Source organism: Pseudomonas sp. LBUM1643 (genome assembly GCF_059716215.1).
On the sequence record NZ_CP166813.1, the window covers coordinates 4627289 to 4650373 of the forward strand.

Here is a 23085-nt window from a genome sequence, read left to right on the forward strand (position 1 = left end):
TCAGCTGATTAGGCCCTCACCTCAAGGCGCTAACGTTCATGCTGATATCTCTCGACCAACAAGTCGCCCTCGTCACCGGCGCCAGTTCCGGCATTGGTGCCGGTGCCGCCAAGGCATTGGCGGCTGCCGGCGCCGCCGTGGTGCTCAACTACAATTCCCAGGCCGCCCCCGCCGAAGAACTGGCCCGGCAGATCAACGCGCAAGGCGGTCGCGCCATGGCCATTGGCGCTGACGTTTCCAAGGAAGATGACGTCGAACGGTTGTTCACCCAGACCCTCGAAGCGTTTGGCTCGCTGGACATTCTGGTGGCCAATTCAGGCATGCAGAAGGACGCTCCGGCTGCAGACATGAGCCTTGCCGACTGGAACCAGGTGATTGGCGTCAACCTCACTGGCCAGTTCCTCTGTGCCCGCGCCGCCCTGCGCATCTTCAATCGCCAAGGCGTTCGCGAAGGGGTGTCACGGGCAGCGGGCAAGATCATTCACATGAGCTCGGTGCACCAGCGCATTCCCTGGGCCGGCCATGTGAATTACACCGCGTCCAAGGGCGGGATCGACATGCTGATGCAGACCCTCGCCCAGGAAGTCAGCCACCAGCGCATCCGCATCAACGGCATCGCGCCGGGGGCGATCCGCACGGCGATCAATCGCGCCGCCACCGAAGGCGACGCCGCGCAGGAACTGCTCAAACTCATTCCCTATGGCCGCATCGGTGACGTCGAGGACATCGCCAATGCGGTGGTATTCCTCGCCTCCGATGCTTCCGACTACATCGTCGGAACCACTCTTTTTATCGATGGCGGCATGAGCCTCTATCCGGAGTTTCGCGGCAATGGCTGATCATCATCCCGAACGACAAAGCGCCATCGACGCTCATGGCATCATCGGTGACATGCGCAGCGCGGCCCTGGTCAACGACAAAGGCAGCGTGGATTTTTTCTGCTGGCCGGAATTCGACAGTCCGTCGATTTTCTGTTCATTGCTGGACACGCCCGAGGCCGGCATTTTTCAACTGGCACCGGACCTGCCTGACGCTCGCCGTGAACAGATTTATCTGCCGGACACCAACGTCCTGCAAACCCGCTGGCTCAGCGACCGCGCAGTGGTCGAAGTCACCGACCTGCTGCCCATTGGCGACAGTGAGGACGATCTGCCGGTGTTGATGCGCCGGGTCCGGGTGGTCAGTGGACAAGCGACATTCCACATGCGCTGCGCCGTGCGGCACGACTATGCGCGTGCCGATACCCGTGCGCGCATGGAGGAAAAAGACGTGGCATTCGAAGCCGCCGACCAGCCCTCCTTGCGCCTGTCTTCGGATCAGGTTCTACGCGTCGAGGACGGTGCGGCGGTGGCGCAGTTCACCCTTGAACAGGACCAGAGCGCGCAATTTCTGCTCGGTGGCCTGGACGACCCGCGCTTCAAAGAGGGCGGCGCTGAGATGTGCATGGAACGCACCCTGAAGTTCTGGCGCGACTGGAGCGCCCAGTCCAATTACCGGGGTCGCTGGCGGGAAATGGTCAACCGCTCAGCCCTTGCGCTGAAGTTGCTGACGTCGCGCAAACATGGCGCCATCCTCGCCGCCGCGACTTTCGGCCTGCCGGAAACGCCCGGTGGCGAGCGCAACTGGGATTATCGCTACACCTGGATCCGTGATGCCTCTTTTACCGTGTATGCCTTTATGCGCCTGGGTTTCGTCGAGGAGGCCAACGCCTACATGGGCTGGCTGCGGGGACGGGTCAGCGATTGCCAGGGTAAACCGATGAAACTCAACATCCTCTACGCCGTCGATGGTCGTCAGGAACTGCCGGAAACCGAACTCTCGCACTTGACCGGTCACGGGGATGCGAAGCCGGTGCGGATCGGCAATCAAGCCTACGACCAGGTGCAGCTCGACATCTTCGGCGAGCTGATGGACGCGGTGTACCTGGTCAATAAATACGGTGACGCCATTTCCCATGAAGGCTGGAAACACGCGGTGGAAGTCGTCGATCAGGTCTGTGAAACCTGGCAGCAAAAGGACGTCGGCATCTGGGAAATGCGCGGCGAGCAACACCATTTTCTGCATTCACGGCTGATGTGTTGGGTGGCGCTGGACCGGGCCATTCGTCTGGCGTCGAAACGCTCGCTGCCCGCACCTTTCGCCCGTTGGGATGAGACACGTCAGGCGATCTACGCGGATATCTGGGAGAACTTCTGGAACGAAGAACGTGGGCATTTCGTCCAGCATATTGGCGGCACCGCGCTGGATGGTTCGATGCTTTTGATGCCACTGGTGCGCTTCGTCAGCGCCAAAGACCCACGCTGGCTTTCGACGCTGGAAGCGATTGAAAAGACCCTGGTGCGTGACGGAATGGTTTACCGTTATCGCAACGACGACGCCCGCATTGATGGTCTCGAAGGGACCGAGGGCGCCTTTGCGGCGTGCTCGTTTTGGTACGTTGAATGCCTGGCGCGGGCGGGCCAGGTGGAAAAGGCGCATCTGGAGTTCGAACAGTTGCTGAGGTACGCAAATCCATTGGGGTTGTATGCCGAGGAGTTTGATAGCCGCGGGCGACATCTGGGCAATACGCCCCAGGCGTTGACGCATCTGGCGCTGATCAGTGCGGCGAGTTTTCTGGATCGGCGGTTGAGTGGCGAGAAGACCAGTTGGCAGCCATAGATTGGGTTGCTGTTGTGGCCTGCCCCACAAGCTGATTGTGGGAGCCGGTCTTGCTCGCGATGGCGAACTGTCATTCGCGATTGATATCGACTGAAATGACGCTTTCGCGGGCAAGCTTTGCTCCTACACCGGCTAAACGTAATTCTCGGATTTCCCGCTCAAACCAGCGGAACTAGCAGGTTGCCAGCACTTAAAACCCCACCTAACATCCACGCTCAACGGGCACAGCGGAGCTGTCCAAAAAACACCCGATTCGAGGAACCCGAATGAGCCAACACATTCAGCGCAGCATCGACTCTCCACTACGAACGGGTCTGAACCGCGAGCAATTGTGGGAAGACCACGACAAAGGCCTGATCAAGTGCTGGGAGGTCGGCCGCCAACGCGCGGCGCGCTTTCCCGAACTCGCTAACCAGTGCCTCACCGGTGAACTGCCCGTGCTGGGCTGGAAAGGTGGCGTCAGTCGGAGCTTGAAGAAGCTCGAAAAATACGGATCTCTCAAATACCTTGCCCAATGGCAGGGATTGCGAGGGGAAGATTTGAGTATCGATCTGAGCGAGGAGCGTGAGCTGACCTGTTCACGGACCGCCATGGTGGTGACGTTCACGCCGGACCGGTCGAAGTATTTTAATCAGGTGGCGCAAGACTGAATGACAGTGGACTGAGGAGTACGCGGGTTTGTCTGATTGCCCCATTGTGTCCGTGCTGATTCATGTACCTGACTGGCGCGCGGCCACGCAGTGGTACGTTCGAGCGTTTGAGACGGCAAATCAGATCCATCCCGAGTCCGATGATTATGGTCACCTTGCTATAGGCGGGGTTGCCCTGGAGATAGTCGATGCCGACGACAAGGTGGGTTGCGGCCCGGCAGGATCTGTCGTGTATTGGTCAGTCGAAAATCTGGATTCGCAGGTGGCTCGACTGCAGTCCATCGGCGGCGTGCTGTATCGAGGGCCGCTCAACATTGCGGGCGGCGACCGGATCTGCCAGGTTCGGGACCCCTGGGGGAACTGCATTGGTCTTCGGCAGCAATTCAAGCGGTTAGTCGTTTAGCCCGCTGCAGCGCTGACGCAGAACCGCTCCCGATAGGCTTGCGGGGTGACGCCCATTGATCGCAGGAAGCTGCGCCTCAGGGTTTCTTCGCTGCCAAATCCGCATTGGACTGCCACGCGTTTGATTGCTACGCCGGTGTCGCTGAGCAGTCTGCGGGCGCTTTCGACGCGAATCAGTTCGATGGCCCGTGCGGGTGTCTGGCCGGTGTCGGCGCGGTAGTGGCGGACGAAGCTGCGTTCGCTCATGCCGGCCTTCATGGCCAGTGTCGGGATGCCGAGGTCCAGGGTGAGGTTTTCGCTGATCCAGGCGTGAAGTTCGTCGAATCGGCTGTCTTCCTTTTGCAAGGACAGGGTCACGCTGAACTGCGATTGACCGCCGGGGCGCTTGAGGAAAACGACCAGTTGCCGAGCGACTTCCATGGCCATGGCGCGGCCGAGGTCTTCCTCGACCATGGCCAGCGCCAGATCGATGCCTGCGGTGACGCCTGCGGACGTCCAGACCGGGCCGTCATTGATGAAGATCGGGTTGGGCTCCACGTGCAGACGGGGATACGCCTGCGCCAGTTGCTCGCAACGGGTCCAGTGAGTGACCACGCGACGCCCGTCGAGCCAACCGCTGGCCGCGAGCAAGAAGGCACCGGTGCACACCGAAGCCACGCGACGGCATCCGATGCCATGCGCACGCACCCAGGCGACCAGCGCCTCTTCTTGCGCCGCGGCGTAGACACCCCAGCCACCCGCGATGACCAACGTATCACTGGCCTGTTCGGGCAACGGTTCGGCCAACAGCGCCAATCCCGCGGATGACATGACCGCCCCGCCACTGCTTGCAATCACCGTCGGTGCGTAGGGCGGCGGCAAACCCTGCTGGCGCGCAATGTCGTTGGCGGAGGCAAACACTTGCAACGGTCCGGTGACGTCGAGCAGTTGCACGTTGGCGAACGCGAGCACATGAATCGTCTTGGGCATATTGGCGTAATTCGTGGGGTGATTGGCGTATACGCCAGATCCTACGAGTCTACTATCAAGCCGTCCACCCCACTGCGTGAGAAAAACACCATGACGTTGCAGATCGGTTTTCTGTTGTTTCCCCAGGTTCAACAACTGGACCTGACGGGGCCCTATGACGTGCTGGCTTCGTTGCCAGATGTGAAGGTGCATTTGATCTGGAAGGACTTGGCGCCGGTGACTGCAAGCACCGGACTGGTGCTGCACCCGACCACCACGTTTGATGATTGCCCGGCGCTGGATGTGATTTGCATTCCCGGTGGCAGTGGTGTCGGGCCGTTGATGGAGGATGAAGTGACGCTGGCGTTTATCAAGGCTCAAGCGACGAATGCGCGGTATGTCACCTCGGTTTGCACAGGAGCATTGGTGTTGGGGGCAGCGGGATTGCTCAAGAGCAAACGCGCGACGACTCACTGGGCTTACCACGAACTGTTGAAGCCTTTGGGGGCGATTGCGGTGAACGACCGAGTGGTACGCGATGGCAATCTGCTGACCGGAGGCGGGATTACGGCCGGGATCGACTTTGCCCTGACCCTGGCGGCGGAGTTGTTTGATGAGGACACGGCGCAGTTGGTGCAGTTGCAGTTGGAGTACGCCCCGGCACCGCCATTTTCTTCGGGCAGCCCGCAGACGGCGCCTGCGGCTGTATTGGCAGAGGCTCATCAACGTGCAGCGCAGTCGCTTGTGCAACGGACGTTGATTACTGAGCGCGTGGCGGCGAATTTGTGACCGACTGACCTGTAGCAGCTGCCGAAGGCTGCGTTCGACTGCGAAGCAGTCGCTCGAACAATCAACACGGTCTTTCAGCCACGCCGCATTCATTCGATGAGCGACTGCTTCGCAGCCGAACGCAGCCTTCGGCAGCTGCTACAGGGAAGGCGTACATCGGATGAATGCGGTGTATTTAATTATTGGGCGACTGCTTTCGGCAGCTGCTACAGGTAGTGGTATTGGCTTTTCTTCAGACAAAAAAAACCCGCCGAAGCGGGTTTTCCCAAGACCATGTCGACTCCCTGTCGGTAGCGTTCCTTGCTGATGGTCGATCATCCATGATCCCGAGGCACTTCCTGTGCCTCGGTTGATGGGGTCAGAATACGCATCGGATCCAATTTGTAACAGACGATATCACTACCATCGCGTGTAAGACATTCGCTATAACCCTGCTTCCGGATCCCCTTAATGGCCTTATGCCTCAAGGGCTTTAGACGCCATTTCCGCGACCTGTAGCTGACCTTCTGCACTCACGGTGTCGCTGTCTTCGAGAAACCAGGCGGCCGACAGTCCGGCAAACGCCAACACCCATTGCAACAATCGGCGGCGTGCGAGGCCGGCGGCGTCTGCCACGACGTCTATCTGTCTTTGAAAGCGGCGAGGATCAGCGGCCGTCGGCAGGTCGGGGTTACAGATGAGGTTGGCGTAATCGAATCCGCGCTCACCGATCACGCGCTTGGGATCAATGGCCAACCAACCTCGCGGACCGAAATCCAGGACATTGTCGTGATGCATGTCCCCGTGCAGTACCACCACATCCTGCGGGTCGGCCAGCAACGCTTCGGCGGTGGCGAGGCTCAAGGCATACGGGCCACCCTGCAGTTCGGCTGCCCAGCGTAGCGACTTGAACCAAAGCGCCAGGGGCACCAGTGGCGGCGGTGGCAAGGATCGGGGTGTATGCAGCCGGGACAGCGCCATGCACAGGATCTGGCTGGCTTCGTCGTCCTGATCTTCGAGCGCCATGCGCATCAGTGAACGCGAGCCCATCGCCCGCTCCATGACCAATGCTTGCTCGTGGTGGGCGAAAACCGGTGCGGCGCCCTCGCCGTCCCACCAGGTCATCAACTGGTTGCCGACCTGTTCGTCGGCATCCATCGCAATCTTCAACATTGCCGGTGCAGGGCCCATCCGCACCGGTAACAAGCGGCTGCCAGGCGTGATGATCGGCTCTCCGTCCGGCACCAGCGCCCAGCGTTTCAACCAGGGTTCAAACATGCAGCCTTTACTCTTCCTGACGTGCGTGGAGTTTGGCGTTGGTCTTCAAAAACTCTTCGATATTGCTCATCTGCTCATCCCAGCCACGGCTGTCCATACGGAACGCCTTGAGCCGACGGGCTTGGGGAATATGATCGAAACCCGACTCGGTGACCTTGAGCAGCGTGCCTTCATCCATGTCTTCAAGCTCGAACAACACAAGCGTGGTGGGCTCCTGGGAATAGTCGACGTCGGGTTCCACCGCGTAGGGATGCCAGCGAAACGAAAACACCCGTTCCGGCTCGACCCGCTCTACCAGCACGTTCCACAGCAGGTGCTCATAACCGGGGTAGGTAATCTGCCCTTGGGTCCATTCACCGGCGACAAAGCGCTTACCCTCCAGTGACACGCCAAACCACTGCCCGAATGCCTCAGCATGGGCTATCACGCGCCAGACGTGCGAGCGCGGCGCTTTGAGCAGGATTTTCCTTTCGATGCGATCTGATGCTGGGTTCATAGGTCACCTCCTGTAATGAACAGTAGGCCTGTAAGACCACAAGACCCACCCTAAAGTTGTACCAACAGGCCATTGCAATCAACCCTGTATGAAATGTACGGCTGTAATTTGAGGGTAAGTTCCGGATTCACATAGAAAAGTACCGCCTCGCCCGTCGGCATGAATCCGCAAACCCGTGAGAACGGGTCTAGACTCGAAACATTCGCCTCAACGCCAAACCCAAGCTCGGGACGCCAATAATGCCGCTGACTCGAATCCTGACCTTCGTATCAATCGTGTGCCTCACCGCCTGCACCACTTCCGTCAATCACTGGAGCCGGCCGGGCGCGATTAAGGCGGATGTTGATAAGGATAAATCCCAGTGCGAGTACCAGGCCAAGGCCGCGACGGCCAGTTACAGCAGCACGCCTTCGGACAAGAGTATGTCTGCAGCCGTGGGTGCCGGGGTGGGTGACGGAATTGTGGTGGCCGAGAAGCAGATCGACCTGGTTAACGATTGCATGCGTTTGCGCGGCTATACCGGCAACTGACCGTGCAAGCGTTCGTTACACTGCCTTCCACTTTTCTTTGATGTCACAGCGAGAATCCCCCATGACCCCACGCTTTCTCCTGGCGCTGACGCCTTTGCTGTTCGCCCACGCGGCCTTTGCCGTGGATTGCGACAACGCCGCTGACCAGGCCACGATGAATCAGTGCGCAGCGCAGCAGAACAAGGCGGCGGACAAGGAACTGAATGCGTTGTATCAGCAGATCACCACGCGTTTGAAGAGCAACCCGGATGGCAAGAAGTTGCTGATCGGTGCTCAGCGTTCTTGGATTGCGTTTCGGGATGCGGAGTGCAAGTTTTCGGCGTCCTCAGTTGAGGGCGGGAGCGTGTACACGCTGGTCTATAGCAATTGCGTTACCGGGTTAACCAAGGCGCGGGTGGAGACGTTCAAGAATTATCTGAAGTGCCAGGAGGGGGATATGAGTTGTCCGGTGCCGGGGGTTTGATCCAGGCCCCCATCGCTAGCAGGCTAGCTCCCACAGTGGGTCTTCAGTGTGATCACAATTTTGTGAACATCATTGACCACCGTGGGAGCACAGCTTGCTCCGGGCGGCGTTCCGACGATGGGGTCGGATCAGGCGCCGTCGTTAACGAGTAAACACTTGCGCCGTGGTGATCGCCATGTCCCCACCCGGCAGCTTGATACTGCCGATCTGTTTCATGGTCTCCGGGTCAAAGATCGCCACATCGTTGAACGTCCCGGCCAGGTAGATCTTGCTGCCCTCCTTGTTGAAGGAAATGCAGTAGTAGGAGTGATCAAGCGTCGCCGCCTGGAGCATTTTCTTCTCCTTGATATCGTACTTAGCCAGTCGGTTGAGCACGCCGAACATCAGGTTGGGATCCTTGGGCGAGCGCATGCCGCTGAAGTAGATTTCTGTCAGCGGGCCGAAATCGGTGGTTTCAGTCTTGCCGGTTTTCAGGTCGATGCTGAACAGTCCGTACAGGTAGTCGGCGGTGGCCGGGTCCTGCTTTTTATCCTTGAATTTCGCGGTGGTGTAGAGCAGCGAAAAGTCATGGCGATATGTCTGCTGGTTCCATACGTACAGCACATCCGGCGCGCTGTAGTTCGCACGCTTCCAGTGCCGGCTGGGGATCAGCACATCGAACTTGCCGGTTTTCACATCAACCTTGTAGACGTCCGCACCTGCCACATACAGCGTGCCGTCATCGCCACTCTGCATGATGGTCAGCTGCCGCGGCGCCGGGAAACTGCGCACCGGTTTTGCGTCCATTCCGGCATCGGTGGCATACACATCGAGCCGTGGTTGCTGCACTTCGTAGCGGTCGTTGAGCATCAACGTGGGGTTGGCGATGGCGAACAATTCCTTGCCGTCATGGCTCAGGGTGAAGGCAAACATGGACTTCGCCTTCTCACCCGGCTTCTGGGTGATGTTGGCGTGGAACACCTGCTTGCAGCTGTCCAGTTCGACCCCGTAGACGTCCGCGTAGTGATTGTTCAGCACGTAGGCAGTCTTGCGGTCTGGCGATAGCTGCACGGTGCCTGGACCGAAGGCATCAGGCATCTTGCAAGTCTTCAACAGGGTATCGGTGGCCAGGTCGATGACGTGCAGGTTGTTCGGGTAGTTGGTGGTCACCATGTACTCGTGACCGGTTTCGAGCGCGGTGTTCTCATCGGCCATGACAGTGAGCGAACAGGCGCTCAGAACGGCGAACGCGGCCAGGCCGCAGGCATTGATGCGAGGCATGCTGAAATCCTTCTGTTGACCGATCACTTGTCTTTTGGGAAGACAGTCCCGAGGTTGCGCCAATTATCGTTGGACGCCTGGGCATCCTTGTTCCAGTCCGGGTAGGTGCTCATCATGTCGGGCACCTGGGCCGGCCACCAGCAAGGGTCGGAACACCCATAAAGATCGGCTTCCATCGGCTGACACAGCGAGGACACGCCGCCAAACGCATCGATTTCCCAGCCGGGGTCGGTGGTCGAGGCGCAGCCGGCGATAGAACTCATCGCCACCACTTCTTCGATACGGTTTTCGGCCGCAGCCTGATCCATTTTCAACGCTTTATTGTTGATTGCCTTGAGATGTTTCATATCAGTGAGCCTTGCGCGGAGTGATGTAGCTGCTGATAAACGCAGGGTTGTGGGCCATGATCCGGGTGTAGACCTCGATGCCGAAATCGACCCAGTCACGCATCAGTTCGCAGTAGTGATAGGTCGGGTGGGTCGGGTCGCCGTAACGGGCGTAGCTTTCGTGGTAGCAGCCGCCGGAACAGAGGTTGCGGATCTGGCAGTCCTCGCAACCGGTGTTGGTACGGTCCAGGCGCTGGGACAGGAAGTCGTTCAACTCCACCTGTTTGACGCCGCTATGGACGTTGCCGAAGGTCGGTAATGACGAGCCGGTAAAACGGTGGCACAGGTTCAGCTCGCCCTTGTGATCCACCGCCAGCATCTTCAGGCCCGCGCCGCATGGCAGGGCTTTTTTATGGCCTTCGTGGATGTCGGTGATCAGCTGGTGCAGGTTGGAGAACCCGATGTTGCGGTGCTCCAGCGCTGCTTCCAGATAGCGCCGGCCAAGCTTTTTCATGTTGGCGAAGACTTCGATCAGCTCGTCGCTGGACAGGTTGAACGTGCTGATATCACCGGAAGTCACCGGGGCAAAACCGACCTCGGCAAACCCCAGTTCATTGAACAGGTGGTCCCAGATGGTTTCCACGTCGGTGACGCCGGTGGTCAGGGTGACGCGTGCACCGACCGGCCGGCTGTTGTAGCGCGACAGCAGCATTTCAGCTTTGCGCCGAACGACGTCATAAGTGCCCTGCCCGCCCACGGTGATGCGGTTGCGGTCGTGCACGGTTTTGGGTCCGTCGATACTCACCGAGAGCCCGAACCGGTGGGCATTGAGGTAGTCCACGGTGTCTTCGGTCAGCAGCGTCGCGTTGGTGGTCATGACGAATTCGACGAACTTGCCGGCCTCTGAAAAGCGCTTTTCACAGTAGTCGACCATGTACTCGATCAGCTTGCGATTGCTCAGGGGCTCGCCGCCGAAAAACACCACCGTAAATCGCTCTTCGTCCGGGGATTCGCGCAGCAGCATTTCCACCGACGCGATGGCTGTTTCGACGTCCATTTTTTTGCCGGCCGACGGCTTGTCGAGGTCTTCCTTGTAGCAGTAGGTGCAGCTCAGGTTGCAGCCGGTGTTGACGTTGAGGACCACGGTGTTGATCGCCGTGCGTTCGACCCGCTTGGTGCCGATGTCCGGGGTCAACGGTGAACCGTCGCTGACCAGTTCCAGGGAAATCAACTCGCGCAGGGTCTCGGTAATTTCTTCGCCGTTGAAACGCGCCGCCAGGCGCTGGATCAGGTCTTCCGACGAGCAGCCGGGACCGCGCAAGGTATCGATAATGGTGCCGGTGAGTTCGTCACTGGCAAACAGCGAACTGCTGGGAATGTGAAACAGCATGCGGTCAGCATCGACGTGCACTTCGTGCAGATTCCGCTCAACCAGATTCAAGATAGCGCCCATTGCAAACCTCCTGTGCAAACCCCGGTTCCGGGGCCTGCGGTCATTCCGAAAAAGTGTCTAAAACCGTTGGGTCAGCCACGCTCAAGTTTCAACATCACGGAATGGGTGGATTGTTCCAGCGTTGCACGGTGACGATCATGTGGCCTTCGCCGGTCAGGGATGTTCCTGCGTCATCGACGGCCGCGATCACCTTGAGGTTGCCGGCATTGTTGGTGGACATTTTGCGCTGCGGGTTCGGCCCGGCATCGCCTGGGGTGAATACGCCCGCGTCGGCCTGCATGGTGCCGGCGAACTTGACGTCTTCGTCTTCCTTGGCGCGGTCGTCAAAGGCTTCGACTTTCCACTGCGCCGGGAATACACCGATGCGGTACGGCTTGCCGTCGGCACCCTTACCCCAGGCTTCAGCGTCGAAACGGCCCTGGACTTTCGGCGTCGATCCACCGCCCTCGCCGATCCGTGCGACCGAGAATTCAGGCACGACCTTGACTGCATCGATCTTGCTGTACACCGACAGGCTCGGGCCTTTCAGCGTGCCAACAGTGACTGCCCTCACGCCCGGTTGGGCATTGGCGGCGGCCTTGAGTTTGACCCTGATTCGCTCGGGGCTTTGCTCCAGCACCTCGACCACTTCAACACCTTTACCGAAGTTCGGTTTGCCGCTGAGACCGCTGCCGATCAGGGTGACTTCGCTTTCGCTGCCAGCTTTCAGATAACCCGGCTGCACCGCCAGCAAACGATTGGAACCTTGCTTGGCGGCGACGAAATCCAGGCCGCGTTCATCATGCTCTGCCTCGAACATCCGGCCTTGCAGGGCATTGCCTTGGGCAGCGAACACCTGGCGCATGGTCACGCCGTCGATGGTCACGTTGCCGCGCCATTCATAGCCGGTATAGAGAATCGCGCTGCCGTCACCATTGAACGGGCTGCCATCGGCGTATTGGCCTTTGACGCTGACCTTGAAGGTGTCGTTGCCCTCCAACGCCACGCTCATGATCCCGGCCAGTTCGCCTTTGCCGGGCAAGTGGCCGCTGAAGCTCCAGTCGCCGACAAACGCCTCGGCTTTTGGCGCCGTGGTCAGCCATTTTTTCCAGGCCGGGTTGTCCAGTGGATAACGCTTGGCAAGCAGCGGCACCATTTCTTTGCGGGCCAGATCAAACCAGTCACGGTCACGGGCCAGGGCCTGGTATTCAAGGGACGGCCATTGGCCGAGGTGGAAGTTCACCAGACGCTCCCATTCCTGGGCCGGACGCCGTTGCAGGGCGACCCGCGCGCCGGAGTGGCAGCGACCGCACATCTGGCTGGTCTGGTCGTCGAATTTCTCGACGGTATTGAGTCGACGTTCCAGGGCATAACGCACGCCATCGGTTTCGCTTGGCGCCAGGCCCTGAGTGTCGGCCAGGTACTTGACCAAGGTGCGGCGGTCGTCATCGCTGATCTGCAGGCCATGCATGGTCTGCATCCGGGCGATGCTCATCAGCCAGCCTTCCGGGGTTTTGCGCTGGTGGCTGATGCGGCTCAGCGCGTTATCGGCCTCAGGGGTGTGACAGCCCTGACAGGTTTCCTTGAGAATGGTCTGGGCATCGCGAGCTGCCAGGCTGTAAGGCGAATGCAGCGCGATACAGGTGGCCACGGCCAGCAGGCTGGCACTCAGGCCTGATCGGAGTTTTCTCTTCATCAACGTCGAACCTCGCACGGTGCTTTCTTATTTTTGTGGCTTATCGTTTTTATGGTTTCTGCCGCCGGCGGTTAACGCTGACGGAGGCAAGAGAAACGTCTGCGATGAGCAATACACGGAGCGTGCCAGCTTATGAATAGTGTTGTTTATCAGGTATTTGCGAAAAATATCGGGGGTTTTGCCCCGGCTGCGGGTTGAGGCGTGCGTCTAATATCGCGACATCTGTTGCACTCTGAGACAAGCATAGGATCAAGATCAAAAGATCGCAGCCTGCGGCAGCTCCTACAGGGGTTCGGTGTAGGAGCTGCCGCAGGCTGCGATCTTTTGATCTTCGTGTGTCTCATGGCGTCGCAAATTGCGACGACCGCCCTGCTTCCGGGGCTGGGTAGATAAGCCGCCCGCCCGGTAAAACAAGGCCTTTACCAGCCATCAACACAACTGGCACAACCGTTGCGAAGAACTCGTCACACGAACAAGACGAGGTTTCATCATGTCGCTCCCTGCTTTGCTTCCTGCTACTTTGGCGTTCATCCAGCGTGCTCCGCGCATGCTTATTGGCGGCGACTGGGTCGAGGCCGCTGACGGCCAGACCATGCCCCTGCACAACCCGGCCACGGGGGAGGTCTTGTGCGTGGTGCCACGTGCCACGCCGGAAGACGTCGACCGCGCGGTGCTTGCTGCCCGCCATGCGTTCGATGATTCGACCTGGACCCGCACTCGCCCCCGTGAGCGGCAGAACCTGTTGTGGAAACTCGCTGACCTGATGCAACGCGACGCCGAATTGCTGGCGCAACTGGAGTGCCTGAACAATGGCAAGAGCGCTGCGGTTGCGCAGGTGATGGACGTGCAACTGGCCATCGATTTCTTGCGCTACATGGCGGGTTGGGCGACCAAGATCGAAGGCTCCAGCGTTGAAGTGTCGTTGCCCTTGATGCCGAACGATCAGTTCCACAGTTTCATTCGTCGCGAAGCCGTTGGCGTGGTGGGTGCCATCGTCGCCTGGAATTTCCCGCTGCTCCTGGCCTGCTGGAAGCTCGGTCCCGCGCTGGCCACCGGTTGCACCGTGGTGCTCAAACCCGCCGATGAAACGCCCCTGACCGCGCTGAAACTCGCTGAGCTGGTGCTGGAAGCCGGTTATCCCGAAGGCGTGTTCAACGTAGTGACTGGCACCGGCATTACGGCTGGCTCCGCGCTGACCCACAACCCACTGGTGGACAAGCTGACCTTCACGGGCTCCACCGCCGTGGGCAAGCAGATCGGCAAGATCGCTATGGAGTCGATGACCCGGGTCACGCTGGAACTGGGCGGTAAATCACCGACCATCGTGATGGGCGATGCCGATTTGAAGACTGCCGCAGCCGGTGCCGCCAGCGCGATTTTCTTCAATCAGGGCCAAGTGTGCTGCGCCGGTTCCAGGCTGTATGTGCAGCGCAAGCATTTCGACAATGTGGTGGCGGATATCGCTGATATTGCCAATGCCATGAAGTTAGGTAACGGACTTGATCCAAGCGTCGAGATGGGACCACTGATCTCCGCGCGCCAGCAGGAGCGGGTGTATGGATACATCGAAAAAGGCCGCGAAAGCGGCGCAACGATTGCCTGTGGTGGCGAGCAGTTCGGACCGGGGTTTTTCGTCAAGCCGACGGTGATAGTGGATGTCGATCAGAAGCACTCGCTGGTGCAGGAGGAGATTTTCGGCCCGGTGCTGGTAGCCATTCCCTTCGATGATGAAGCCGATGCGTTGCGCATGGCCAATGACAGCCCGTATGGACTGGGCGCGAGTATCTGGTCGAATGATCTGGCGGCGGTGCATCGGATGATTCCGCGGATCAAGTCGGGGTCGGTTTGGGTTAACTGCCACAGTGCACTGGACCCGGCGCTGCCGTTTGGCGGGTACAAGATGTCCGGGGTCGGGAGGGAGATGGGGTATGCGGCGATTGAGCATTACACGGAGTTGAAGTCGGTGTTGATCAAGCTTTGATTGGCGGCGTTTTTTAGGCCTCATTTCGGGCAAGCCCGGCTCCCACAGTTTCGGGGTGATCTCTGTGGGAGCGGGCTTGCCCGCGATGAGGCCAGACAGGTCACTACAAATTGTCAGGGTTTGAATCCCTGGGCCAACAACCAACTCCTGACCATCCTCCCCTGCTCCACAGTCAATCCCGCCAACGCCTGCTCAGCCGGTTCGGTCTGCAACCGTCGCACCAGCGGCGCGAGTTCAACCCCTTGAACATGCCAGATGCCCAGCGGCTGATCCACCGTGATCACCACCTCGGCCTCATCGACAAAACCGTCCTTGAGCACCGGCGCGCGTTCAATGCGCAACGATGAAAAATCCGCTTCGGCATGGGCCACTTCTGTATCCGGCCACTGTCGCCGCGCCTGCCAGAATGGCTGATCCAGCCAGCGTTGCTCATCGGCATAAAAATCGCGCCCGATTCGCGCGAATCGCAGGAACAACTGCTCAACCCGCTGCTGATGAAACCGGCGGGCCAGCGCCGCCCGTTCGGGTTTACGCAGCAGCGTGTTGATCACGGTCGGTGCCTGCAACGCTGACGACAACGACTGAAAAATCCCGTTGCCCGACAGCGGATCTACCGCCATCGCTGCGTCGCCAATTCGAATCCAGTTATGACCGCAGACCTGCGGATTCAAAATCGCGGTACTGCTGCGAGCATGCAGTTGCACGTCGTTTTCCGGCCCATCGGCAAAAAACGCTCGAGCCACTGACGAATTCAAGCGTCGTTGGCGACAGTAATCGAGTAACCGCGCTTTGCCCGGCAGATCGGCACTGGCCACGTCCACCGTCCATTGCCAGTAACACTGTCCGTCCGCCCGCCGCGCCATCCAGGCCCAGCCGTCTTCCAGGCTTTCCACGGCGCTGGCGGTGTCGCCCGCAGGGCCGTGCCAGCGATTGAGCAGACTGACCGTCTCCGGCCCGCGCAGGCCTTTACCCAGCGCAGGTGCTTGACGACCGCGAGCTTCCACCAGGAAATCGACGTTCAGTGCTTCGTGCCCTTCAATTCCTACCCGATGCCCTGCGGTTGACGTCTGAACGGTCAACACCCGTCCCTCGATCAGCTCCACGCCGGCAAGACGCAGGTCTTCACGCAGACCGCGGTCGAAACACGGACGGTCCAACAGGAACTCTATATTTTGCGCATGCTGCTGGCCGTTCCATGACACCTGCCTTTGGGAAGGCAACGCCGCGTCTGCCAAAGCCTGATTCAGCCCCGCACCCCGCAAGGCCTCCAGCACCCTGACGGACACCCCTTCAAGAGCTGCGAAGCGGCGCCATTCACTGATGAGCGTGACTGCGTAACCGAGTCGTCGCAGCCCCAAGGCCACTGCGGCGCCTGCCGGCCCGGCGCCTAGTACAACAATCTTCGTCATGCTTCGAAGCGCCGTTCGGGGCCACGATAACGGGCATTTTCGCGCAGCCATTGGACAACTTGCCCGTTACTCGCCGCCGGCTGTTCGACCAGGAAGCCTGCGATGTGCCCGCTCAACGCCGCGCACCCCAAACTCGCGCCAGACTGCCCCGGATACGTGCCATGCACACACGCGGCGAAATCCGCCTGTGCGCTGTCGAGCCACGACCATTCGTGCTCGGCGCAACGGGCATCGCCAGTCACTCGCAGCACCTGTGGATAATTCGCCGGGAAGACACCTTCGCCCTGGGCCGGGCTGGACGCACAGAGCAGAACGCCCTGTGCCACCGCCGCCGCGCAAGCTTCGCGCAACAGGCTGCGATCCTGACGCAAACCCAGGCTCAAATTGATCAGGCGCACGTTCTGCGCCACCAGCCAATCAATGGCCGTGGCGATTTGCAATGCGCTGGTGACACCACGCTGGTCGAACACCTGACCGACGCAAAATACCGCCGAGGGCGCCCGTCGGCCAATCGCTTCGATCACTGCGCTGCCGTGCCCCAGCGGATCGTCGCGCAGCTCGCTTTCGGCCAACCCATCGTCCAGCAGCGAGAAGCGTCGCCCGGCGATGACCTGCACCCGTTGCGCCGCCGAATGCCCGCTGTCCACCACACCAATCCTCAGTTCAGGCTTCATGCAGCACCGTCTTCGAAGTGAGTACACCCTCAAGCAATTCAAAGCGCAGATCGGCATCGGCCAGGGTTGAAGGGCGGTGGCTGATGAGGATTCGTGTGCGACCGGCAAACAGGTGGTCGATGGCCTCTATGACTTCACGCTCGGTGGCCTCATCCACCGCCGATGTCGCTTCGTCCAGCACCAGGATCAGTGGGTCCTGCAACAGCGCTCGGGCAATGGCGATGCGTTGCTTTTGTCCGCCAGACAACTGCTGGCCGCGCTCGCCCAACGGGCTGTCGAGCCCCTCGGGCAAGGACGCGATAAGGCTGTCGAGTTGTGCCAGGCGGGCGACTTCGGCAATGGCTTCGCGACTGGCGTCGGGCACGGCGTAGGCCAGGTTGTCGGCGAGGCTGCCGCGAAACAGCACGATGTCCTGACTGACCACCGCAATCCGCCGACGCAGCTGGAACAGGTCCAGTTCGCGCACATCGACGTCACCCAACAGCACTCGGCCGGACTGTGGGTCGTGATGCCGTTGCAGCAGGTCGATGAGTGTTGATTTGCCGACGCCCGAGCCACCGCTCAGGGCCACTTTCAGGCCATAGGGGATCCGCGCTTCGATGCCGCGCAACGTGGTGGGTCGGCCGGGGTGGCTGAAGTGCACGTTGTCGAATCGCAGCTCGCCCGAAGCTGGCATCGGCTTTGGTGACTGAGGGGTGAGAACAGTCGGTTCTTCACCACGCAACTCCATTACACGGCCGAGACTGACAGTCATCCGCTGAATCGCGACATACAGCCCGAGCAGGCTCTGTACCGGTCCCACGGCCATGCCAAGGTAGGTGGAAAACGCGATCAATGCGCCCAGCTGCCAAGTGCCCTGTACCACCCAATAACCGCCAATCAAAAATGCACAGGCGCGGGACAATGAAGTCAGTGTGCCGGGCACGGCCTGGGTGAAAAACTCGGTGACTTGCAGGCGCAGCAACTGGCTCATGTAGCCCTGCCCCAGGGTTTCCAGGCGCCGCGATTCACGCTGTTGCTGACCGGCGGACTGGATGAACTTCATCACGGGCAGTGTCTCGACCATGAACGACGACATGTCCGCCGATCGCTCGCGCAATTGGCGCACATCCCGTTCGACCTTGCGCCGCATCCAGCGCAGCCACAGGATATCGAGGGGAATCAGCACCAGGGCCAGCAACGACAACTTCCACGACAGGGTCAATAACATGGCCACGGCGCACACCAGTCCGACCACACTCGACACCGCCGAGAACAAAGAATCCACGGCAAAACGCTGGATCTCGGCGACGTCACCGTCCAGGCGCGACATCAAATCACCGATGCGCCGCTGACCGTAAAAGCTCGGCGACAGGGTTTGCAAGTGCCGGTAAAGGTCATCGCGCAGGGCAAACAGAATCCGCCCGGACAGTCGCGTGTGCAGATATCGATTGATACCCGACAACGCCGTGCCCAGGAGGCCGGCGACAATCATCAAGCCGGCGATCAGCACCAGCATCGAAAAATTGCGCGCGAGCAGTCCATCGTCGATCAGCAGCTTGGTCAGCCAGGGTTGCACCAGCACCAGAAGCGAGGCGCAGACCGACAAACCGAGCAAACCGGCGATTGCCAGGCGGTGCGGACGCACAAAACTGTAGAGCCAGCGAAGTGCCGCTTGCAGGGCTTCGGGGTTTTGGCTGTCGATCAGCCGAACGATCAGGCGCTGCATCACGAACGCAACTGTTTGAGCTTGCGATACAGGGTCGCGCGACTGATACCTAGGGCGTCGGCCGCGGCCGAGACATTGCCCTGATGACTGTCCAGGGACTGGCGAATCATCTCCAGTTCGTTTTCGCGGATACTGCCCGATTGCGGACGCTCGCTGGCGGTCAACTCGTCGAGCATGCTGTCGGGCAGGTGGTCGAGGGTGAGCACGGTGTCACCCGGTTCGCGCATTGCCAGGGCGGTGCGCAGGACCATCTCCAGTTGGCGGATGTTGCCAGGCCAGTGATAGCCGCTGAGCAAACGGTTCAGGTCGTCATGCAGGAGGACGGTCGGTGCGTCCAGACGGGTGAGCAGCCGCGATACCAACCCGTCGAAATCGTCTCGTTCGCGCAGCGCTGGAAGCATCACGCTGATGCCGTTGACGCGATAGAAAAGGTCCTCGCGAAAGTGTTTTTCTTCCACGAGGCGCTTGAGGTCGCGGTGGGTCGCACAGATCAGCGCCACGTCGATGTCCTGTTCCTCGCCTGCCCCCAGTGGTGCGACTTTTCGGTCCTGCAGCACTCGCAACAGACGGGCTTGCAGGGCCAGGGGCATGTCCCCGATTTCGTCGAGAAACAAGGTCCCGCCGTGGGCCTGCTGCAGGCGTCCGATCATGCCGCCGCGACGAGACCCGGTGAAGGCGCCCTCACGGTAGCCGAACAATTCCGACTCGATCAGGCCCTCGGGGATTGCGGCGCAGTTCACCGCGACGAAGGGCTTGTCACAGCGAGTACCGGCCATGTGCAGGGCGCGGGCGATGACCTCCTTGCCGGTGCCGGTTTCGCCGAGCAGCAACACAGGGAGCTCATTGGCTAAACCTTGTCGGGCCATGCGCAACGCCCTGGCGTAACGGACATTGCTGCCGGCCAGGGACTCCAGATCAGGAGTGGGTTTGGCGGTTTTCGAAGAGCTGCGCGAGGGCGTGCTGACACCGATCGAACGCTGTGGCGCGCGCAGGGTTTTGTAGAAGAATTCGCCTTTGGCAGTCTGCAGACTGCCGATGCCGCCCTGATGCAACCGCGACAGGAGTTGCAAGCCATCGACGCCGAGAAACTCTTCGCAACGGCGACCGACCAGCGCCGAACGATCGGCGTGCAGCAACTGGCAAGCCTGGGCACTGACGGCGAGGATTTGCCCTCCGAGGCTCACTGCCAACAGGCCTTGCCAGGGGGATTCGAGGTACTGCCGACGGCTGTGGAAGGCCAGGACGATTTCGTCTGGATAGCTGGCATTGAACACGCGGCTTTCGATCTGGCTGACGGCCATCGCCAGCAGCGCGGTGCTGTCATGGACACGGCCGAGCGGACCTTCGCGGGTCAGGTCGAGCACGCCGAGAATATCGCCTTGCGGGCAGTGAATGGGGACCGATGTGCAGGAGAAGTCGGTGAGACGATCGAGGTAATGTTCGCCGCAATCGATCATCGTTGGACGAGCTTCGACCAGTGCGGTGCCCAAGGCATTAGTGCCGCGAGCGGCTTCGCTCCAGCAGGCACCCAGGGTGATGTCTTGCAAACCGCTACCTTTGAGGCGATCAGCACGACCTTCGACGGCAAGGATGGTGGCGTCGGAATTGGCCAGGATGATCAGGCCTTCCTTGCCCTGGCGTTCAGCGAGGTAGTCGATGGCCGGCAATGCAGCGTCGATCAGCAGTCGATTGCTGGCCAGCAGCACTTCCAGGCTCGCGCTCGATTCCAGCGCGAGCTCGTGCTTGCCATTGAAATGCACGCCATGGCCGAGACTGCGGCGCCACGATGCGTCGATTTCCGCGCGCAAGACACCATCGGGGACTTCGCCCTCGAGATGGAGTTTTTCCCGGGCCAGCCGGGCTTCGTGGTGCAGCTTGGGGGATGTGGTTTTTATTAGCGTCATCAAGCGCTCCGGATCGGTCCGCTTTGCGCTTATTTTAGTTCAGCGCCCTGCCACAATCTTTACGTTAACGTCAGGGGGATGGCAAGTGCCTTATGGCACTTGCGTCGCACCTGGTAGAACGGGAGATCGCTCTTCGCCGGATCGCAGCAATGACTGATTAAACGTGGGGGTCTCCAGGGACTTTGCTCGGTGTGGCGTATTGCGGCTTCAGGTGACCGTCTTGATCGAGTAGCCAGGCGTCCATGATCTGGCGCACCACGGGACCGGCGACGCGACCGCCTGCCTCACCGTTTTCAATCATCACCGAGATGACAATCTTCGGGTGTTCGGCCGGGGCGAAGCCTACGAACAATGCGTTGTCGCGGTTGCGTTCCAGAGTTTTCGCCCGGTTGTAGCGTTCGCCCTGTTTGATCGCAACCACTTGTGCCGTACCGCTTTTACCGGCGATGCGGTATTGGGCACCCGCCGCTGCGGCTCGAGCAATGCCGCGAGCGTCGTGCATCACCATCTGCATACCGTGGTTGACCTGTTCCCAATCACGCGGATCCTTGAGCAGGATGTTTGGCATTGGGTGTTCGTCCACGGGGGCGACACCGTCCACGGTCTTTGCGAGATGCGGCCGGTTCCACACGCCTTTGTTAGCGATCAGCGCTGTGGCCTGGGCCAGCTGCAGGGGTGTGACTTGCATGTAGCCCTGACCGATTCCGAGGATCACTGTCTCTCCCGGGAACCATGGCTGGCGGCGTGTTGCGCGTTTCCAGGCCTGGGAAGGCATCAGACCGGCGGATTCTTCGAACATGTCCAGAGAGACTTTCTCGCCGAGTCCGAACATCGCCATGTAGTCATGCAGGCGATCGATACCCAGTTTGTGGGCCAGGTCGTAGAAGTAGGTGTCGTTGGAACGCATGATCGCTGCGTCCATGTCCACCCAACCGTCCCCGCTGTGGTTCCAGTTACGGTACTTGTGATCGAAATCCGGAAGCTGGTAGTAGCCCGGATCGAAGACGCGGGTCTGTGGAGTCACTACACCCGCGTCAAGACCAGCGATGGCCACTTCCGGCTTGATGGTTGATCCAGGCGCGTAGAGCCCCCGCAGGACGCGGTTGAACAGCGGCCGATCGATGGAATCGTGCAGCGCTGCGTATTCTTTGAAGCTGATACCGGTGACAAACAGGTTGGGGTCGAAGCTGGGTTTACTGACCATCGCCAGCACTTCACCGGTGGATGGATCCAGCGCGACGACGGAACCTCGTCGATCACCCAGCGCTTCCTCAGCGGCCTCCTGAAGTTTGACGTCGAGGCTCAGGACGATATTTTTGCCGGGAATCGGATCAGTGTGCTTGAGCACTCGCAGCACTCGACCTTGCGCATTGGTTTCGACTTCCTCGTAACCTACGTGGCCATGCAGTTCAGATTCGTAGAACTTCTCGATGCCGGTCTTGCCGATCGATTGGCTGCCGCGGTACTCGACCGTATCCAGGGCTTTGGATTCTTTCTCGTTGATCCGGCCGACATAGCCGATTGAATGCGCGAAGTGCGCGCCCATGGGGTAGTGGCGAACGAATTGCGGTTCTACATCGATACCTGGCAGGCGAAATTCGTTGACCGCCAGCACTGCGATTTGTTCTTCGCTGAGTTCATAGAACAGGGTCACGGGCACGAATGGGTGCCGGGCTTGCTTCATCGCCTTGTCGAACAACGTGCGATCGTCTGCAGGCAGGTGCAAAAGGTTAACGACCTCATCCAGCTCTTCCTTGATATCAGAGGCGCGCTCGCGAGTGATGGTCAGGTTGAAGCTGGGTCGATTGTCCGCCAGGACTACGCCGTTGCGATCGTAGATCAGCCCTCTTGTCGGGGGGATCGGCAATACATGCACGCGGTTGTTTTCAGAAATCGTGGAGTGGTAATCAAACTCGACTACTTGCAGGACATACATGCGCACAACCAGTGCGCAGGTGATCGCAACAACGAACAAGGCGCAGGCCATGAGTCGCTTGTTGACGAGGCGCGTCTCTTTTTCGTGGTCTTTGATAGGTATCGGTTCAGGCATTTCTGCAGCGGCTCTTTGACTTTGAAGAAAGCCTGGTCCGCTGGCTTTGAAAATCAGTCCATTAAAAAACGAGCTGCACCATACCAAAAACTGCGCGCGTGATTTAGTTTGATTTCCTCTAAAGGTCGGCCCTGTAGGCCAAAATGAAGGCCGGGCCACTTTCCTGCGGGCAAAACAAAACCCCTGTTCGCGTTAGCAAACAGGGGTTTCGGAATTTAATCTTGACGATGACCTACTCTCACATGGGGAAACCCCACACTACCATCGGCGATGCATCGTTTCACTGCTGAGTTCGGGATGGGATCAGGTGGTTCCAACGCTCTATGGTCGTCAAGAAATTCGGGTACCGAGTCGTGGCCGGGTGGCCGCGCTTCAGCAAATCGGGTATGTGACAGCTTTCGGTGTTTGCAAGGTCTCGAACTTTCGGTTCGTTTCGTCTTCACACACCGCAA

Annotated in this window: 19 protein-coding genes and 1 rRNA gene; 7 read left to right on the plus strand and 13 right to left on the minus strand. The window is 59.8% G+C overall.

What is annotated here, in order from left to right; all coding sequences use genetic code 11:
• Positions 1–38 precede the first annotated feature (38 nt).
• From ACA063_RS20755 to ACA063_RS20765, 3 genes are all read left to right on the plus strand, one after another.
• Positions 39–839: a glucose 1-dehydrogenase gene (locus tag ACA063_RS20755; RefSeq protein ID WP_497663185.1), complete on the plus strand. Its 801-nt coding sequence runs from the start codon at positions 39–41 to the stop codon at positions 837–839.
• Positions 832–2658, plus strand: a complete 1827-nt coding sequence (locus ACA063_RS20760; protein ID WP_497663186.1) for a glycoside hydrolase family 15 protein — start codon at positions 832–834, stop codon at positions 2656–2658. The genes ACA063_RS20755 and ACA063_RS20760 overlap by 8 nt, the downstream gene beginning before the upstream one ends.
• A gap of 266 nt (positions 2659–2924) precedes the next feature.
• Positions 2925–3308 (plus strand): hypothetical protein, encoded by a 384-nt coding sequence (locus tag ACA063_RS20765; RefSeq protein ID WP_497663187.1) that lies wholly within the window; start codon positions 2925–2927, stop codon positions 3306–3308.
• A gap of 399 nt (positions 3309–3707) precedes the next feature.
• On the opposite strand, the gene ACA063_RS20770 is transcribed toward ACA063_RS20765, so the two are convergent.
• A complete protein-coding gene (locus ACA063_RS20770; RefSeq protein ID WP_497663188.1) occupies positions 3708–4679 on the minus strand; it encodes a GlxA family transcriptional regulator in 972 nt (323 codons plus the stop codon).
• Positions 4680–4769: 90 nt separating this feature from the next.
• On the opposite strand from ACA063_RS20770, the gene inhA reads away from it, so the two are divergent.
• Positions 4770–5447: an isonitrile hydratase gene (gene inhA / locus ACA063_RS20775; protein ID WP_497666557.1), complete on the plus strand. Its 678-nt coding sequence runs from the start codon at positions 4770–4772 to the stop codon at positions 5445–5447.
• A 456-nt stretch (positions 5448–5903) separates the two neighbouring features.
• On the opposite strand, the gene ACA063_RS20780 is transcribed toward inhA, so the two are convergent.
• Both ACA063_RS20780 and ACA063_RS20785 read right to left on the minus strand, forming a co-directional pair.
• Positions 5904–6704 (minus strand): aminoglycoside phosphotransferase family protein, encoded by an 801-nt coding sequence (locus ACA063_RS20780; protein ID WP_497663189.1) that lies wholly within the window; start codon positions 6702–6704, stop codon positions 5904–5906.
• Between the two features lie 7 nt (positions 6705–6711).
• On the minus strand, positions 6712–7200 hold the full coding sequence (locus ACA063_RS20785; protein ID WP_497663190.1) for an SRPBCC family protein: 489 nt from the start codon (positions 7198–7200) through the stop codon (positions 6712–6714).
• 239 nt (positions 7201–7439) lie between these two features.
• On the opposite strand from ACA063_RS20785, the gene ACA063_RS20790 reads away from it, so the two are divergent.
• The gene (locus ACA063_RS20790) at positions 7440–7730 is read left to right on the plus strand and encodes a hypothetical protein (RefSeq protein WP_497663191.1); all 291 of its coding nucleotides are present in this window, start codon (positions 7440–7442) and stop codon (positions 7728–7730) included.
• A gap of 61 nt (positions 7731–7791) precedes the next feature.
• Positions 7792–8193, plus strand: coding sequence for a lysozyme inhibitor LprI family protein (locus ACA063_RS20795; protein ID WP_497663192.1), 402 nt, complete (start codon positions 7792–7794; stop codon positions 8191–8193).
• 141 nt (positions 8194–8334) lie between these two features.
• Here ACA063_RS20795 and peaD read toward each other — a convergent pair whose 3' ends face one another.
• The 4 genes from peaD to peaA form a co-directional block, all read right to left on the minus strand.
• Positions 8335–9453, minus strand: a complete 1119-nt coding sequence (peaD, locus tag ACA063_RS20800) for a quinohemoprotein amine dehydrogenase subunit beta (protein WP_497663193.1) — start codon at positions 9451–9453, stop codon at positions 8335–8337.
• 23 nt (positions 9454–9476) lie between these two features.
• The gene (gene qhpC / locus ACA063_RS20805; RefSeq protein ID WP_497663194.1) at positions 9477–9800 is read right to left on the minus strand and encodes a quinohemoprotein amine dehydrogenase subunit gamma; all 324 of its coding nucleotides are present in this window, start codon (positions 9798–9800) and stop codon (positions 9477–9479) included.
• Between the two features lies 1 nt (position 9801).
• Complete coding sequence (gene peaB, locus ACA063_RS20810) at positions 9802–11232, minus strand: quinohemoprotein amine dehydrogenase maturation protein (protein ID WP_497663195.1); 1431 nt, start codon at positions 11230–11232, stop codon at positions 9802–9804.
• Positions 11233–11326: 94 nt separating this feature from the next.
• Entirely contained in the window at positions 11327–12907 is a 1581-nt protein-coding gene (gene peaA / locus ACA063_RS20815; RefSeq protein WP_497663196.1) for a quinohemoprotein amine dehydrogenase subunit alpha, read from the minus strand.
• Positions 12908–13397: 490 nt separating this feature from the next.
• Between peaA and ACA063_RS20820 the strand changes: the two genes are divergently transcribed.
• Positions 13398–14888: an aldehyde dehydrogenase family protein gene (locus tag ACA063_RS20820; RefSeq protein WP_497663197.1), complete on the plus strand. Its 1491-nt coding sequence runs from the start codon at positions 13398–13400 to the stop codon at positions 14886–14888.
• A 113-nt stretch (positions 14889–15001) separates the two neighbouring features.
• On the opposite strand, the gene qhpG is transcribed toward ACA063_RS20820, so the two are convergent.
• The 6 genes from qhpG to rrf all read right to left on the minus strand — a co-directional run bounded on the left by qhpG (position 15002) and on the right by rrf (position 22968).
• A complete protein-coding gene (qhpG, locus tag ACA063_RS20825; RefSeq protein WP_497663198.1) occupies positions 15002–16297 on the minus strand; it encodes a flavin-dependent monooxygenase QhpG in 1296 nt (431 codons plus the stop codon).
• Positions 16294–16971 carry a subtilisin-like serine protease QhpE gene (gene qhpE / locus ACA063_RS20830; RefSeq protein ID WP_497663199.1) on the minus strand — a complete coding sequence of 226 codons (678 nt, stop codon included), beginning with the start codon at positions 16969–16971 and terminating at the stop codon, positions 16294–16296. The genes qhpG and qhpE overlap by 4 nt, the downstream gene beginning before the upstream one ends.
• Positions 16961–18679 (minus strand): ABC transporter ATP-binding protein, encoded by a 1719-nt coding sequence (locus ACA063_RS20835; protein WP_497663200.1) that lies wholly within the window; start codon positions 18677–18679, stop codon positions 16961–16963. The genes qhpE and ACA063_RS20835 overlap by 11 nt, the downstream gene beginning before the upstream one ends.
• Complete coding sequence (locus ACA063_RS20840; RefSeq protein WP_497663201.1) at positions 18679–20583, minus strand: sigma-54-dependent Fis family transcriptional regulator; 1905 nt, start codon at positions 20581–20583, stop codon at positions 18679–18681. Before ACA063_RS20840 ends, ACA063_RS20835 begins: the two co-directional genes overlap by 1 nt.
• A 157-nt stretch (positions 20584–20740) precedes the next feature.
• The gene (mrdA, locus tag ACA063_RS20845; RefSeq protein ID WP_497663202.1) at positions 20741–22633 is read right to left on the minus strand and encodes a penicillin-binding protein 2; all 1893 of its coding nucleotides are present in this window, start codon (positions 22631–22633) and stop codon (positions 20741–20743) included.
• A 219-nt stretch (positions 22634–22852) separates the two neighbouring features.
• A 5S ribosomal RNA gene (gene rrf, locus ACA063_RS20850) occupies positions 22853–22968 on the minus strand.
• Positions 22969–23085: the final 117 nt, after the last annotated feature.